This window comes from Xanthobacter autotrophicus, from assembly GCF_030015065.1.
Taxonomy (GTDB): domain Bacteria; phylum Pseudomonadota; class Alphaproteobacteria; order Rhizobiales; family Xanthobacteraceae; genus Xanthobacter; species Xanthobacter autotrophicus_D.
In genome coordinates this window covers 1-12,865 of the sequence record NZ_JAIVFN010000125.1, presented here as the reverse complement: position 1 = coordinate 12,865, position 12,865 = coordinate 1, and the positions used below count along the sequence as shown (strand labels likewise).

At 64.9% G+C, this 12,865-nt stretch carries 13 protein-coding genes; 11 read left to right on the top strand and 2 right to left on the bottom strand.

Translation table 11 applies throughout. From position 1 onward, the window contains the following. Window positions 1-399 precede the first annotated feature (399 nt). The 8 genes from K9U40_RS19275 to K9U40_RS19240 all read left to right on the top strand — a co-directional run bounded on the left by K9U40_RS19275 (window position 400) and on the right by K9U40_RS19240 (window position 10,680). Window positions 400-1,572 (top strand): PAS domain-containing protein, encoded by a 1,173-nt coding sequence (locus tag K9U40_RS19275; RefSeq protein WP_282891760.1) that lies wholly within the window; start codon window positions 400-402, stop codon window positions 1,570-1,572. A gap of 116 nt (window positions 1,573-1,688) precedes the next feature. Beyond that, window positions 1,689-2,321 carry a UbiX family flavin prenyltransferase gene (locus K9U40_RS19270; RefSeq protein ID WP_282891759.1) on the top strand — a complete coding sequence of 211 codons (633 nt, stop codon included), beginning with the start codon at window positions 1,689-1,691 and terminating at the stop codon, window positions 2,319-2,321. Then, a complete protein-coding gene (locus tag K9U40_RS19265; protein WP_282891758.1) occupies window positions 2,321-3,802 on the top strand; it encodes a UbiD family decarboxylase in 1,482 nt (493 codons plus the stop codon). The genes K9U40_RS19270 and K9U40_RS19265 overlap by 1 nt, the downstream gene beginning before the upstream one ends. Before the next feature lie 70 nt (window positions 3,803-3,872). Further along, a complete protein-coding gene (locus tag K9U40_RS19260) occupies window positions 3,873-4,397 on the top strand; it encodes a phenolic acid decarboxylase (RefSeq protein ID WP_282891757.1) in 525 nt (174 codons plus the stop codon). A gap of 138 nt (window positions 4,398-4,535) precedes the next feature. After that, complete coding sequence (locus K9U40_RS19255; protein ID WP_282891756.1) at window positions 4,536-5,591, top strand: hypothetical protein; 1,056 nt, start codon at window positions 4,536-4,538, stop codon at window positions 5,589-5,591. A 1,158-nt stretch (window positions 5,592-6,749) separates the two neighbouring features. After that, window positions 6,750-8,057, top strand: coding sequence for a virulence-associated E family protein (locus tag K9U40_RS19250; protein ID WP_282891755.1), 1,308 nt, complete (start codon window positions 6,750-6,752; stop codon window positions 8,055-8,057). Window positions 8,058-8,411: 354 nt separating this feature from the next. Continuing rightward, complete coding sequence (locus K9U40_RS19245; protein ID WP_282891754.1) at window positions 8,412-8,906, top strand: DNA packaging protein; 495 nt, start codon at window positions 8,412-8,414, stop codon at window positions 8,904-8,906. Then, on the top strand, window positions 8,896-10,680 hold the full coding sequence (locus K9U40_RS19240) for a phage terminase large subunit family protein (protein WP_282891753.1): 1,785 nt from the start codon (window positions 8,896-8,898) through the stop codon (window positions 10,678-10,680). Before K9U40_RS19245 ends, K9U40_RS19240 begins: the two co-directional genes overlap by 11 nt. On the opposite strand, the gene K9U40_RS19235 is transcribed toward K9U40_RS19240, so the two are convergent. Further along, window positions 10,655-11,200, bottom strand: coding sequence for a hypothetical protein (locus K9U40_RS19235; protein WP_282891752.1), 546 nt, complete (start codon window positions 11,198-11,200; stop codon window positions 10,655-10,657). The genes K9U40_RS19240 and K9U40_RS19235 overlap by 26 nt on opposite strands. 5 nt (window positions 11,201-11,205) lie before the next feature. Continuing rightward, on the bottom strand, window positions 11,206-11,442 hold the full coding sequence (locus tag K9U40_RS19230; protein ID WP_282891761.1) for a helix-turn-helix domain-containing protein: 237 nt from the start codon (window positions 11,440-11,442) through the stop codon (window positions 11,206-11,208). 93 nt (window positions 11,443-11,535) lie between these two features. Here K9U40_RS19230 and K9U40_RS19225 point away from each other — a divergent pair, with 93 nt between their 5' ends. From K9U40_RS19225 to K9U40_RS19215, 3 genes are all read left to right on the top strand, one after another. Further along, window positions 11,536-12,033, top strand: a complete 498-nt coding sequence (locus K9U40_RS19225; protein WP_282891751.1) for a hypothetical protein — start codon at window positions 11,536-11,538, stop codon at window positions 12,031-12,033. 45 nt (window positions 12,034-12,078) lie between these two features. Beyond that, window positions 12,079-12,453, top strand: a complete 375-nt coding sequence (locus K9U40_RS19220) for a hypothetical protein (protein ID WP_282891750.1) — start codon at window positions 12,079-12,081, stop codon at window positions 12,451-12,453. Between the two features lie 57 nt (window positions 12,454-12,510). Continuing rightward, a partial coding sequence (locus K9U40_RS19215; protein ID WP_282891749.1) for a hypothetical protein occupies window positions 12,511-12,865 on the top strand: 355 nt, incomplete at its 3' end.

Genomic DNA, 12,865 nt, shown 5'->3' with positions numbered 1-12,865 from the left:
ATAGTGCATGGCTTCGAGGAACTTGCGGTCATCGCGCCCCTTGTCGCCCCGTCGCGACCGGCAAGCGCGGAACACCTCCAGAGCCACCGCCCAATCCTCGTCCGTCATCCGCGTCAGCATGGTCGACCTCGCCAAAAGCCGACCCGCTATGAATCACCGAAAGGACAAGAAGGGAATCCCCCTCCGACTCAACACGGCGAAATCCGTCCACACCGCCTAGAGCGCGACCCGATCAAGTTGAAGCAATTGATGGCCGACAATCTGCAAGCCCGTCGTTCGGGTTGAAAGAAGAGCGGCGGATCAGGTCGAGCCGCTTCATCCGCATCCCGGGAGGCCGGGATGCGTTGAACGGGCTGAAATTCTCTGCCATCTTCCGGCTACTTTCGGGGCTGTCCCAGCGTGAGAGACACGGAGCGCGAACTCGCCGATTGCGTCGGCGCCATCTACCAGGCCGGTGCCGGGGACGGCAGTTGGCTGGACGTCGGCGACCGCATCTGTCGCATCATGGACGCCCGGCGCGCCGTGCTGGTTCTCGGAGGTCCCGGGGGGCCGCGCAACCTGCTGATGCCGCCCGACGGCAGCGAGAGCGCCTATTCAGCCTATTTCCACGCCAGGGACCCTTACGCCGCCAAGGCCCGCTACGACTTTGCGACAGCGCGGGCCTACCACCTCGGCAACGCGAAGCTCGGCGCCGAGCTGGTCGCCGAAACCGAACTCCTCCGCAGCGAATATTACTTCGACTTCGCTCGGCATCATGAGCGTCGCCATGTGATCGGCGGCATGGCCGGCCTCACGGAGGCAACTCCGATATTGGTGTCCCGCGGCGACGACACGGGAGCATTCGACGAAACCCATGTCCGCCTGCTCAAGACCCTGATGCCGCACGTCCAGCGCGCGATCGAGCTTCGCGCACGGCTGGGGCGGGATGACGAGGCGGTCGCTCTGACGCGGGCCGCCCTGGACGCGCTTCCCGTGGGCGTGGGCGTCGTCGATGCGGGGCTGAAGATCCGCTTCATCAACGATCTCGCCCGCAGGTATCTGGCCGGTCCCGATTCCGGCCTGTTCTCCATGCGCTCGGGCCCTTATGCCGGCAGCGGCGTCTACCTCGCAGCCATGTCCCGCGACGAGGCGGGCGTGCTCCGCAAGCTCGTTGCCTCCGCCACGTCAGGGGGCTCCGGGGGGGCTATGCGCGTCACCTCGCGCAACGGCGCCCTCGCCGCGCTGACGGTCGCCCCGGCGCCGCTGGGCCTTGCCAATGACGTGAGCGGGCGGGACGAAGGCGACGCCAGGGAGCCCTTGGCGCTCATCCTCCTGCGGCCGCTCAACCGCAAGGTGGTGCCGCAGGCGGACATGCTGTGCGAGATGTTCGGCTTCAGCCGCGCCGAGGCGGAAGTCGCGGTGGCCCTCACCGGCGGCGCCAGCGCCGAGGACGTGGCGCGCGGACGCGGGGTCTCGCTCATGACCGTCCGCAGCCAGATCCGCTCGATCCTGGGCAAGTCGGATGCAGAGAATTTGCGCGACTTCGAACGCACCATGGCGACCCTCGGCGCACTCGTGCCGCAGCTGCGCTGAGGGGTGTTCGGCCGGCCCGTCGGTCGGCCCGCGTCCCGCATAGACAGTTCTGACGATGAGGCCTCTGGCCCGGCTGGCTAGGCTCCGTTCAATCGAACCGGGACCGGACGCACGCCATGCAACAGCACGTCATTCCTCCGCCACGCAGGCGCATGATCGTCGGCATCAGCGGCGCCACCGGCACCATCTACGGGCTGCGCATCCTGGAGGTGCTGAGGCGCCTCGGCATCGAGACGCATCTCGTCATGTCGAAGCCGGGCGAGCGCACACTCGCCCACGAAACCGACCTGAAGGTGCGCGACGTCCGCGCCATGGCGGATTTCACCTATGGCGATGCCGACATCGGTGCCACCATCGCCTCCGGCTCGTTCCGCACCATGGGCATGATCGTCGCGCCCTGTTCGGTGAGGAGCCTGTCCGCCATCGCCACCGGCAACACCGACGGCCTGCTGACCCGCGCGGCCGACGTCTGTCTGAAGGAGCGGCGCCGCGTGGTCCTCATGTTCCGTGAGACGCCCCTGCATGCGGGCCACATCCGCTCCATGGCGCAGGCCACCGAGAACGGCGCCATCGTCTTTCCGCCGGTGCCGGCCTTCTACGACCGACCGGCCTCTCTCTCCGAGATGGTGAACCATACCGTCGGGCGCGTGCTCGATCTGTACGACCTCGACGCAGGCCTGTTCAATCGATGGGGCGGCCAGCCGGAAGCAGTTCCTCCCGCCGACGCGCGCGCCAGGGGAGACGCCTGATGCCCCTCACCGACCTGCGCCTTTATATCGAGGCCCTGCGCGGCCTCGGGGAAATCCAGGAGATCGACGCGCCGGTCTCCCTCGACCTGGAGCTTGGCGCCATCATCCGGCGCTGCATCGAGACCGGGGCGCCGGCTCCCCTGTTCAAGGCCTTCTCCGACCACCCGGGCGCCTTCCGCATCCTGGGTGCTCCGGCGGGCACCAGCGCGCAGCCCGGCATGGAGCTCGTTCGCGTTGCCGTCGCGCTGGAGCTGCCGCCCACCACGGGCGGCCTCGCGATCGCCGAGGCCATTGCCGCGAGCCTCGACAGGCCGGCCATCAACCCGGTGGTCGTGGACGATGCGCCGGTCTTCGAGAACACGGTCACCGGCGCCGCGGTGGACCTCACCGCGCTTCCCGTGCCGCTGCTGCACTATGGGGACGGCGGTCGCTATCTGAACACCTTCGGCTGCATCGTCGCCCGCACGCCGGACGGAACCTGGACCAACTGGTCCATTGCCCGGATGATGATGGTCGACGGCAAGCGCCTCTCGGGGGTCGTGGCGCCGGAGCAGCACCTCGGCATGGTGGCGAAGGCCTGGGCGGATCTGGGCAAGCCGATGCCGTTCGCGCTGGCGCTCGGGGTCGAGCCCTCCATTCCCTTCATCTGCGGCATGCCGCTGCCCGCCCATGTCGACGAAAGCGGGCGCCTCGGCGCGCTGCTGGCGCGCGCGATCAGGACAGTGCGCTGCAAGACCATCGACCTTGAAGCGCCAGCCAGCGCCGAGATCCTGATCGAAGGGCACCTCCATCTTGATGAACGGGTGGAGGAAGGCCCCATGGGCGAGTTTGCCGGCTACATCCCTCTCGACACGCCGGCGCGCCGGCCCACCTACCGGGCCTGCGCCATCAGCCATCGCGACAACGCCATCCTGCCGGTTGTCGTCGCCGGCGAGCCGGTGGAGGAGAACCATACCGCCTGGGGCCTGCCGAGCTCGGCGCAACTCCTGCATGAGCTGCGCCAGGCCGGCATCCCGGCCACCACGGCCTGGATCCCGCTGCAGTCGGCGCTGCACTGGCTGGTGGTCACCGTTCCGCGCGACTGGCGCCGTCGCAGCGGCGTCGGCGAGAGCGAGGCGCTCTGCCGGCGCATCGGGCAGACGGTGTTCGCGAGCAAGGCGGGGGCGGTGATCCCCAAGGTGATCGTGCTGAATGACGACGTCGATCCGACCGACTTGAAGGAGCTGGTCTGGGCCTTCGCTACCCGCTGCCACCCGTTGCTGGGCCATGCCGTGTTCGACGACATCGAGGCCGCGCCGATGCTGGCCTATCTCCGCGGGAGCGAGAAGGTCTCGGGCCATACCGGCAAGATCGTCTACAACTGCCTTGCCCCGGATGAATGGGGCGAAGCCCTGCCGATGCGGGCATCTTTCCGCCACGGCTATCCGGCGGACATCGTCGACCGCGTGCGTCGCCGCTGGAGCGAATACGGGTTCAAGTGAGCGTTCCCATCCAACCCACGTCAACAGCCGGTGGTCCGGGCATCAGCCCGGCGCCGGGGAAAGGAAAGCCATGACCGACGCATTCGACTCCACCCATCCGGCGGAGATCGCCGCCTTCGTGGGCAAGCACATCATCTATACTTATGCCAATGGCTGGCAGTATGAGATGTATTTCAAGAACGAGCGCACCATCGACTACCGCGTCCATGGCGGCATGGTCGGCGGGCGCTGGGTGAAGGGCCAGGAGGTCCACATCGTCCGCCTTGCCGACGGCGTGTACAAGGTCTCCTGGCACGAGCCGACGGGCACCTGCGTGAGCGTCGCCTACAATCTCAATGAGAACCGCGCCCACGGCGCCACCTTCTTCCCCCGCTGGATCGAGCAGGAGCCGAAGAAGATCATCGGCTTCCAGAACGAGAAGATCGACCTGATGTGCCAGTATCGCGACGCGGGGCCGACCTATCCGACCCTTCTCGTCGACGAGTTTGCCGATATCACCTTCGTTGAAGATTGCGGCCGGGACGACGAAAGCGTGATCGCCTGCGCCCCCGAGGATCTGCCTGCGGGCTATGCCACGCGCCGGAACGTCGGCTGACGGGCGGCCGATGGCCGGACGCGATATGGAGGTTCGAGAGTGGTTGTCTGCGACCTTAATCGTCGTCAAGTCGCGATGCTCGGCGTAGCCTTGGCCGCGACATGGCGCGCTCCGGCGGAAGCACAGACGAGATCCCCAATGCTCTATCCGGGCGAGGAGTTGACCGAGGCGGCCGGCTATCCGGCTCTGGTGCGGTTCGAACCCGGGCGCGAGGACCTTCCCCTCGTGGTGTTCGTCACGGGAGGAGGGGTGCTCGGTCGCATCGCCTACGGACCGCCCGGGGGAAGGGCCGCCGATTTCCTTTGTCATTGGCTGCATGAGGAAGGCTTCCCGTCGCTGGTCCTGTCCTATCCGATCGACAACAGGGGTGTGTTCGAGGCCCCATTCCCGCAATTTTCGGTCACCGACTGGGCGGAGCAGAGCGCCGAGATCATCGCCCGTTGCGTGGACCGGAACGGCCTGCGAGCAAACGCCATCGTGCTCGGCTGGAGCATGGCGGGGCGAATTGCGGAGCCGCTTCATGCCGCGCTGCGGGGCAAGGGAAAGGGCATCGAACTTTTCGTCGCGATGGCCGGCGCATCGGCGCTCCCCAATACCCTGCCTGGCCTCGACCATCTGAAGCCAGCCACAAGCGGCCTCGCCTCGATCAGGGGCGCCTACCTCGACTGGCTGCTCCAATGCCTCGCGGATCAGAACGCGGCTGCCGGCCACGTGGTGCTCGGTGCCGACGAATTCACACGCGAGATGACCGGCGATTTCCCGGTCGGGCTGGCAGCATCGGCCATGCGCTACAGAGACGGAGCTTTCGTTTCCGACCGGGCCGGAGACGCGCGTGAGGTCGGCACCGCGCAGTATCGCGCCTTTCCGCCGCTCGCCTTGATGACGCACGCCTCTGCGATCGACGCCCGGCACGCTCTCACGGACCGCTCCACATGGGGCGTCTACATCACGCAGCAACTTTGCGAAGGTCTCGTTTTCTCGCAAGCGGACAAGCTCGCCGCGCTTCCCTCCGAGAAATGGGCGTTGCTGGTCGAGCATGTCGGGCACGCCGCCCAGCGGCTGAGCGCGACGCTGCCAGGCAACCACATGTTCTTCCTTGGAGAGAATGGTGCGAGGAGAACCGCGCAGACGTTGAAGCTCCTCAGGCAAACCGCTGCAGACGTTGCAGGTGAGATCTCACATCTTATGGACTGAAAAATCGCTCATTCAGTCACCTCTCCAATTGCGCGACTCACCCACGAAAATGGCGGCACCCTTCCTGGTGTCGCCTTTTTCAGCTTAGGCTTGTTCTCTTTTGTTCTTTATTTGTTCAATTTATATTCGCATTCATCCCCGTTATCCCATGGCCCCGCGCCATACGCTGGCCCCGTCAACCATCTCGCAGTAGTTTGAATCTCAGACGAGCGAATCGCTCCTTCGTGTTGAGGCGCCCGGCGGACCCACTCGGTCTGACAGTTGCCCACGGTCTTCAGCTGGGTGCTGAAGACCTCCGGATGGCCCGGAGCCAACACGAAAGGTATGTCGCATGTCTAACTTGAAGTGCGCGTTTCCCAAGTCCGTCCGCGTGCGTAACTATCCGCGTGTGCGGTTTGGCAAGTTGGAGAATGTGCGCGAACACTGTCGCGGACTGCCGACCCGCTGAGGGCCGAACAGTCCGCTTAGTGATGGCAAAAACTAGGACCTAGATTACCAGCCACGGACCTAGCCTGCCCTCGGAAAGGGCACCGACTAAAATCGGTGCCCTTTCTTTTCGCTCGGACACTCACGCAAATTTCGCGCTATCCAACTTTTGAAAGTTGGAATCCGACACGTTTTTCGTACCGAAATATGCGCGCTGCATTTTTTGAGCACAAGGCGCCTTGTTGCGATTTCCGCAACACGCCTTCCAAAGCGACATTTTTGCGCCAGTTTTTGACGCCGTTGGAGGCTGAAATTTCAATGGCCGCGCAAACCGTCGCAGTACGACGAAATGCACCGACCAACTGTTACGAGCTGCTACGCTCGCAAAAGTTCAAGTCGTTGATTTTGTTGTCAAATTTTAGATTGGCTGGGGGACTAGGATTCGAACCTAGATTAACGGAGTCAGAGGCCCCACTAACACACTGATAACGCTTCGTTTTTCCTCCGAACTAGAGGAAAGGCGATGTTGGAAAATCAAAGGGTTAAGCGAGATTTTCCGACCGCTGCGGGCTCCTCGCAAGGGGCATCGCTGGCGGAGGAAGTCCGCACTATCGCGTCCGCCGTGCGCCGCATCGGCCGCGGGCGTGGGGCATCGCCTGAGTCCATGCTCATCCAAAAGCACGACGCCGCCGACCGCTTGCTCGCGCTGGCCAGTCGGCTGGAGGTCGCACGATGACGGAGGTCACCGAAGGCCACCGCCGCATCGCTCAACTGCTCAACGAAGCGACCGCTCCGGCCACCAAGCGCCGGCGGGCGCGCTTCGATGCGGCCCGCCCTTGGCTGTTGGACTGCACGCTGGACGAGAAGGGCCGTCCGCTTTCGAACCTTGCAAACACGCTCCACGGCCTCCGCTGCGACGACGCGCTGGCCAAACTCGTGAGCTACGATGAAATGGCGTCGGCCGTGATGCTCAACGCGCCTATCCCCCTCGCAGCCGACCCCCACGCGCTGCCGGACGACAATTTCCGGCCGCGCGAGCTCACCGACGCCGACCTGATCGGGCTTCAGGAATACCTGCAGCTCGTGGGACTGCCCCGGCTCGCGAAGGACACGCTCCACGACGCCGTGATCGCCAGGGCGCGCGAGGAGTCCTTCCACCCCGTGCGAGCCTACCTCCTCGGCCTGCACTGGGACGGCCATCCGCGCCTTAGCGATTGGCTTCATGCCTATCTCGGTTGCGAGCAAACCCGCTACGCCGCCGTCATTGGTCCCATGTTCATGACTTCGATGATCGCACGCGTCATGGAGCCGGGGTGCAAGGCCGACCATATGCTTGTCCTGGAAGGACCGCAGGGCGCCATGAAGTCCACCGCCTGCCGCATCCTCGGTGGCGAGTGGTTCTCCGACAACATGCCGGATGTGTCAGGCGGCAAGGATGCCAGCCTACACCTGCGGGGAAAGTGGCTCATCGAAGTCGCTGAGATGTCCGCCATCAGCCGGGCCGAAGATGCAGCGCTCAAAGCGTTCCTGACCCGGCCAGTGGAGCGTTTCCGCCCTCCCTACGGACGCGTGGAAATCACACTGCCGCGCCAATGCGTCTTCATCGGCACCACGAACAAGGCGACGTACCTGCGGGATGAGACGGGCGGGCGGCGCTACTGGCCCGTCAAGGTCGGGAAGATCGATCCCGACGCGCTCGCCCGCGACCGCGACCAGCTCCTCGCCGAAGCGCTCCACCTCTATCGGGAAGGGCGACCGTGGTGGCCGAAAGCCGAATTCGAGCGCGAGTGCATCCAGCCCGAACAGGACGAACGCTATGAGGCGGATGCCTGGGAAGGCCCCATCGGTAGCTGGTTGGTCGGCAAGCAGCGCGCGACGGTCTCAGAGGTCGCCACCTATGCCCTCTTCATTGAAACGGGGCGCATCGGCACCTCCGATCAGCGCCGCATCACGGCATGCCTCGGACGGCTGGGGTGGTCACCGGGGAAGCGAGGGACGGGTGGCAGGCGGTGGTACGTGCCAACGGCTGTCAGCGAGTGACGCAGTGACGGAGTGACGGACTTTGACGCACTTTCCATATGAGCCCCATGCGTGCGCGCGCACATCCCTATTTATCCGTATCTGCGTCACTGTCTGTCACTGCGTCACTAACCTTTTAGGTTCAACGGGTTGGAGAGTGACGCACCGAGTGACGGACTTCAGGTGCGTCACTCGGCTTCCTCCGGCACCCAACGGGACGGGCGGGTGTGGCGGCCGGGCCACATGCCCAGCCTCAATGCCCTTGGGTCCTTCCCCGGCAGGGGCGCACGGGGCCGCTGCCTCCCGAGATTTGGCGCGCTGAGGTCAATTTCATAGCTAAAGATCAATCAGGACAACGGGTTAGATATGCAGCAGATGCATGGATCAGAGACCATCGAGGCGCCGACCAAGGTCCGGAAGGTGGCCTTCGCGCGACTCGTGAACGTCTCGCCGGGCCGCGTCTCGCAGATGATCGCCGCCGGCCTGCCTGTGGAGGCGGACGGGCGGATCGACGTGGCGCGGGGCAAGCTCTGGATCCAGGGGAACGTCAGCCCGACCCGCTCGGCGGCGCAGGCGGCCCAAGGCGCCCTGCCCTTCGCTGCCGTGCCCGATGCCGCTGCCGAGCGGCTCCGGCTGGTGAAGGAGCAGGCCGACCATGCCGCCCTGAAGAACGCCGCCCTCCGGCGCGAGCTGGTGCCCGCCGCCGAGGTGGAGCGGGAGTGGGCTGGCATACTGCGCCAGGTGCGCGCCGGCATCTTGGCGGTGCCGTCGCGGCTGCGGCAGTTGCTGCCCGGCCTCACTGCCGCCGAGGTCGAGGCCATCGACGCCGAGCTGCGGCGCGTGCTGGAGGAGATGGCCGATGGCAAGTGAACTTCTCGCCGCCGTCCGCGCCAGCGCCCTGCGCTCGCTGGCGCCACCGCCGCGCCTCTCGCTGTCGGACTGGATCGAGCGCGAGATCCGCTTGCCCGCGGACGTGTCCGCCCTGCCCGGCGCCATCCGGCTGTACCCGTTCCAGCGGGGCATTGCCGACGCCATGAGCGACCCCGGCACCGAGCGCGTCACCGTCGTGAAGTCGGCCCGTGTCGGTTACACGACCCTGCTCGTCGGCCTGCTCGGTTCCCACGTCGTGAACGAACCGGCGCCGGTGCTGTTCGTGCTGCCGACAGAGGACGATTGCCGCACCTTCGTCGTCGGCAATGTCGAGCCCACCTTCGAGGCTTCCCCCAGCCTCGCCGGCGCACTCGCCGGCGACCAGGGCGCGGCGGATCGGAACACCCTCCTGTCCCGCCGCTTCCCCGGCGGTTCGCTGAAGGTGGTGGCCGCCAAGGCGCCGCGGAACCTGCGCGCCCACAACACGCGCATCCTCATCGTCGACGAGGCGGACGGCATGGAGATAACTGCCGAAGGCTCGCCCATCGCCCTCGCCGAGAAGCGCACCCTGTCCTTCCCCGACCGCAAGATCATCGTCGGGAGCACGCCCATTTTCGAGGACTCGAGCCACGTCCTCGGCGCCTATGCCCGCTCCGACAGGCGTGTGTTCGAGGTGCCCTGCCCCCATTGCGGCGAGTTTCATGAGGTGCGGTGGGCGGACATCCATTGGCCGGAGGGGAAGCCGGAGGCAGCGCACTGGTGCTGCCCTGGCTGCGGCTGCGCGGTGGAGGAGCGACAGAAGCCCGGCATAGTCGCCGCCGGCCGCTGGCGGGCCACGGCACCGGAGGTGAAGGGCCATGCGGGCTTCCGCATCAACGCCCTCGTCTCGCCGCTGGCGAATGCCGCATGGGGCAAGCTGGCGGCGGAGTTTCTCGCGGCGAAGGACGACCCCGGCCTGCTCCAGACCTTCGTGAACACGGTGCTCGGCGAGGGCTGGCGCGAGGCGGGCGAGGAGATCGACGAGAACGCCCTCGCCGCCCGGGCGGAGCCCTTCTCGCTGGAGGCGCTGCCGCCGGAGGTGCTCGCCATCACCGCCGGGGTGGACGTGCAGCGCGACCGCCTTGAGGTGACGTTCGTGGGCTGGGCGCGGGACGGCGCGGCCTGTGTGCTGGGCCACCGCGTGGTGTGGGGCCTGCCGGAGGAGAGCGAGACCTGGGCAGAGCTGGACGGGCTGCTGAAGGAGCGCTTCCCCCATCCACTCGGCGGGCGCCTGGGCGTGGATGCGGCGGCGCTTGATTCGTCGGACGGCGCCACCATGGCCCACGTCTACGCCTTCGCCTTCCCGCGGGCGGCGCGGAAGGTGCTCGCCATCAAGGGCGCGCCGGGGCAGCGGCCGTGGATCGAGAAGTCGAAAGGGCGGCAGAAGGGCGGCTGGCTGTGGATCGTCGGCGTGGATGGCATCAAGAGCCACCTGGTGGCGCGAATCGCCCGCGGGCGGGCGCTGCGCTTCTCGCAGACGCTTCCGGCCGTCTGGTACGAACAGCTCGCCAGCGAGCGGGTGGTGGTGCGCTACGCCCGTGGCCAGCCGCAGCGGCGGTTCGAGCGTATCCCCGGCCGGCGCGCCGAAGCGCTCGATTGTGTGGTCTACGCCTTCGCGGCGCACCAAGTGCTGAATGTGAATTTCGACCTGCGGACGAGTGAAATGCGGGAGGTCGTGGAGCAGCCGCGCCCGGTACAGAAAGGGTTGATCAAGTCGAGGTGGATGGAGAGGTGAGACATTTCAGCCGTTGAAACCACTGACGCGAATTATTCGTCTCCATCTTTCCTTCCATAATTGCTGCATCTAAAGCAGAGGAAATAACCTCGATATCATGCTCAATTTCTTCCTGAAAACAGTTCGCATTATTATGTGCCAAGCGTTTCTTTGCTTCCAATAACGTTTGATTTAGCTGCTCTGAGAAAAATAAGTTTCCAAGCGCTATGGCAATGTTAAGTTTATTCTCAGATTTGTCATAGTTTTCCCTCCGAAGTTTATTAACACGATCAGGTCTATTTCGCTTAGTAAGCTCGTCAGAAAGCCATTCTTCATTAATTATTTTCATCTCATTTAATGATGATATAATATCAGTATATGTTAATATTTTCTTTTCCCATATTTTCTCTGATTTAAATCTGTATAATGCCCAATTTACTGTAACTCTTGCGATGAAAAATGCGCCGCCGAATTGGATTATAAGTTTAATCAGCTCAAATGTTGCTGGGTGCGCGACTATTATCGTGCTTATAAAATCCATAGGCATTACCCCTTTGCCGAACCTTTCCGCAACCGCACGCCCGGCCCACCCCCGTTCTCCTCAATAAACTCCACTCCGGCCGTCTCCAAGGCAATCTGGATCGCCTCCACCGTGCGGGGGAGAAGGGTCTCGCCCTTCTCAAGCCTGCTCACCGTGTCAACCGAGACGCCTGCGGCTTTGGCAAGTTCGCGCACTCCCCAACCTACAGCAGCTCGCGCCATGCGAGATTGAACAGCTAACATCATTACAATGTCCTGATTTCCTGTTGACGTACTGACGACGCGCCGATATCAGTACAATGCACTGAAACCAGTTCATACCACAGGAGCACGCGCATGAACATGCATGTCCGCGAACGGGAGAGCTGCGCCCGCGAGTTCACGATGGTGGAGACGAGCACCTTCCGCGACTGTCTGGAGCATACCATCGAAGCCCTCATCGCCTTGCTCGACGCCCTTGATGGCGATGCGGACCTCGAGCCGACCTTCGGCGATATCCCGGCCTCCGGCTTCGACGAGGGCGAGGAAGACGACGCCGAGGAAGACGACGGAACGAGGGAGCCTTCGCTGGGCGCCCCTGAGGGCCTCGCGCGCGGGCCCGTCATGCACTTTGACGGCTACGCGTACAGGACCACCAAGGGCGTGAAGCGCTTCCGGCTCGGCTCGCAAGAGCATTGGGCGCAGGGCGAAGGCTCCTTCGATGCAGAAGAGGAGTTCGACGGCCTTGAGGACGATGATGGCCGCGAGAACGACGATTGCGGCGTGGCCGACGAAGACGGCATGCAGGAGCAGTTCGGCGGGTTTCACCCCAGTGGCTACGTCGGCGTCCTCTAGCTTCCCAGCCCTCCTTCCACTGATCGTGCTGCACGGAGCATCGCCATGTCTGAAATCATCACCGCCCGTCGCGGCTTCCTCCGAGGCCTCCTCGCCCTGCCGCTGATCGGCGGGGGCGTCACCCTCATTGGCCAGCCCACGGCCGCTGCCGTGCCAGTCACCTCCGACCTGCTGGAGCGCTATCAGGCTTTCCTGCTCGCCGAGGCGGCCGAGGCGATCAGCGAACGCGACCTTCTCCGCCATCCGGAGCACCCTTACCTGCTCGAGCAGCGGCGGCAGTGGTGCCGAGAAATGCGCTGGTATGACGGGGCCGACGCGCGCCCGGAAATCATGACGCACGTTCGCGCCGCGCCCGCGGGATCTCGTGCGGCGGTGGTGCTGGCTGCGGCTGGCATCAGGCCGAACAATTCGACGAATTAAACTTGCAATTCAATTCGACGAGTTGCTATTCTGTCGGGAGGAACCGGAACCTCATCCATGGCCAAGCGCGGAAACCACTCAGTCCTCACGCCCGAAGAGCAGGCGCTCGCCGCGCAGCTCGCTCGCACGCCCGACGTATTCATGACCGCCGAGGACCTTGGCCACATCGCCGCGCGCACCGAGGCGCAGCGCGCCGAGTACATTCTCGGCCTCGCCCAGATCGAGGTTATGCGGCGCGAGTTCGAGGGTCCCCTCCTCCAGCCCTACGTGGAACCGCGCTTCACCCTTTCCGCCATCACCGAGGGCCTCGGCGTGCCCGAGGTGACCATCCGCAACTGGCTCACCCGCGGCCAGCTCGACCTTGGCGCGGAGACCGCCCGCGCCAAGGGAAAGTGGCGCCTCTTCAGCCTGC

Bases quoted from the DNA above. Each gene is read 5' to 3' on its own strand.
- K9U40_RS19225 (WP_282891751.1), top strand. From the start codon at position 11,536: ATGAACATGCATGTCCGCGAACGGGAGAGCTGCGCCCGCGAGTTCACG.
- K9U40_RS19270 (WP_282891759.1), top strand. From the start codon at position 1,689: ATGCAACAGCACGTCATTCCTCCGCCACGCAGGCGCATGATCGTCGGC.
- K9U40_RS19240 (WP_282891753.1), top strand. From the start codon at position 8,896: ATGGCAAGTGAACTTCTCGCCGCCGTCCGCGCCAGCGCCCTGCGCTCG.
- K9U40_RS19235 (WP_282891752.1), bottom strand. From the start codon at position 11,200: ATGGATTTTATAAGCACGATAATAGTCGCGCACCCAGCAACATTTGAG.
- K9U40_RS19230 (WP_282891761.1), bottom strand. From the start codon at position 11,442: ATGTTAGCTGTTCAATCTCGCATGGCGCGAGCTGCTGTAGGTTGGGGA.
- K9U40_RS19245 (WP_282891754.1), top strand. From the start codon at position 8,412: ATGCATGGATCAGAGACCATCGAGGCGCCGACCAAGGTCCGGAAGGTG.
- K9U40_RS19220 (WP_282891750.1), top strand. From the start codon at position 12,079: ATGTCTGAAATCATCACCGCCCGTCGCGGCTTCCTCCGAGGCCTCCTC.
- K9U40_RS19260 (WP_282891757.1), top strand. From the start codon at position 3,873: ATGACCGACGCATTCGACTCCACCCATCCGGCGGAGATCGCCGCCTTC.
- K9U40_RS19250 (WP_282891755.1), top strand. From the start codon at position 6,750: ATGACGGAGGTCACCGAAGGCCACCGCCGCATCGCTCAACTGCTCAAC.
- K9U40_RS19255 (WP_282891756.1), top strand. From the start codon at position 4,536: ATGCTCTATCCGGGCGAGGAGTTGACCGAGGCGGCCGGCTATCCGGCT.
- K9U40_RS19265 (WP_282891758.1), top strand. From the start codon at position 2,321: ATGCCCCTCACCGACCTGCGCCTTTATATCGAGGCCCTGCGCGGCCTC.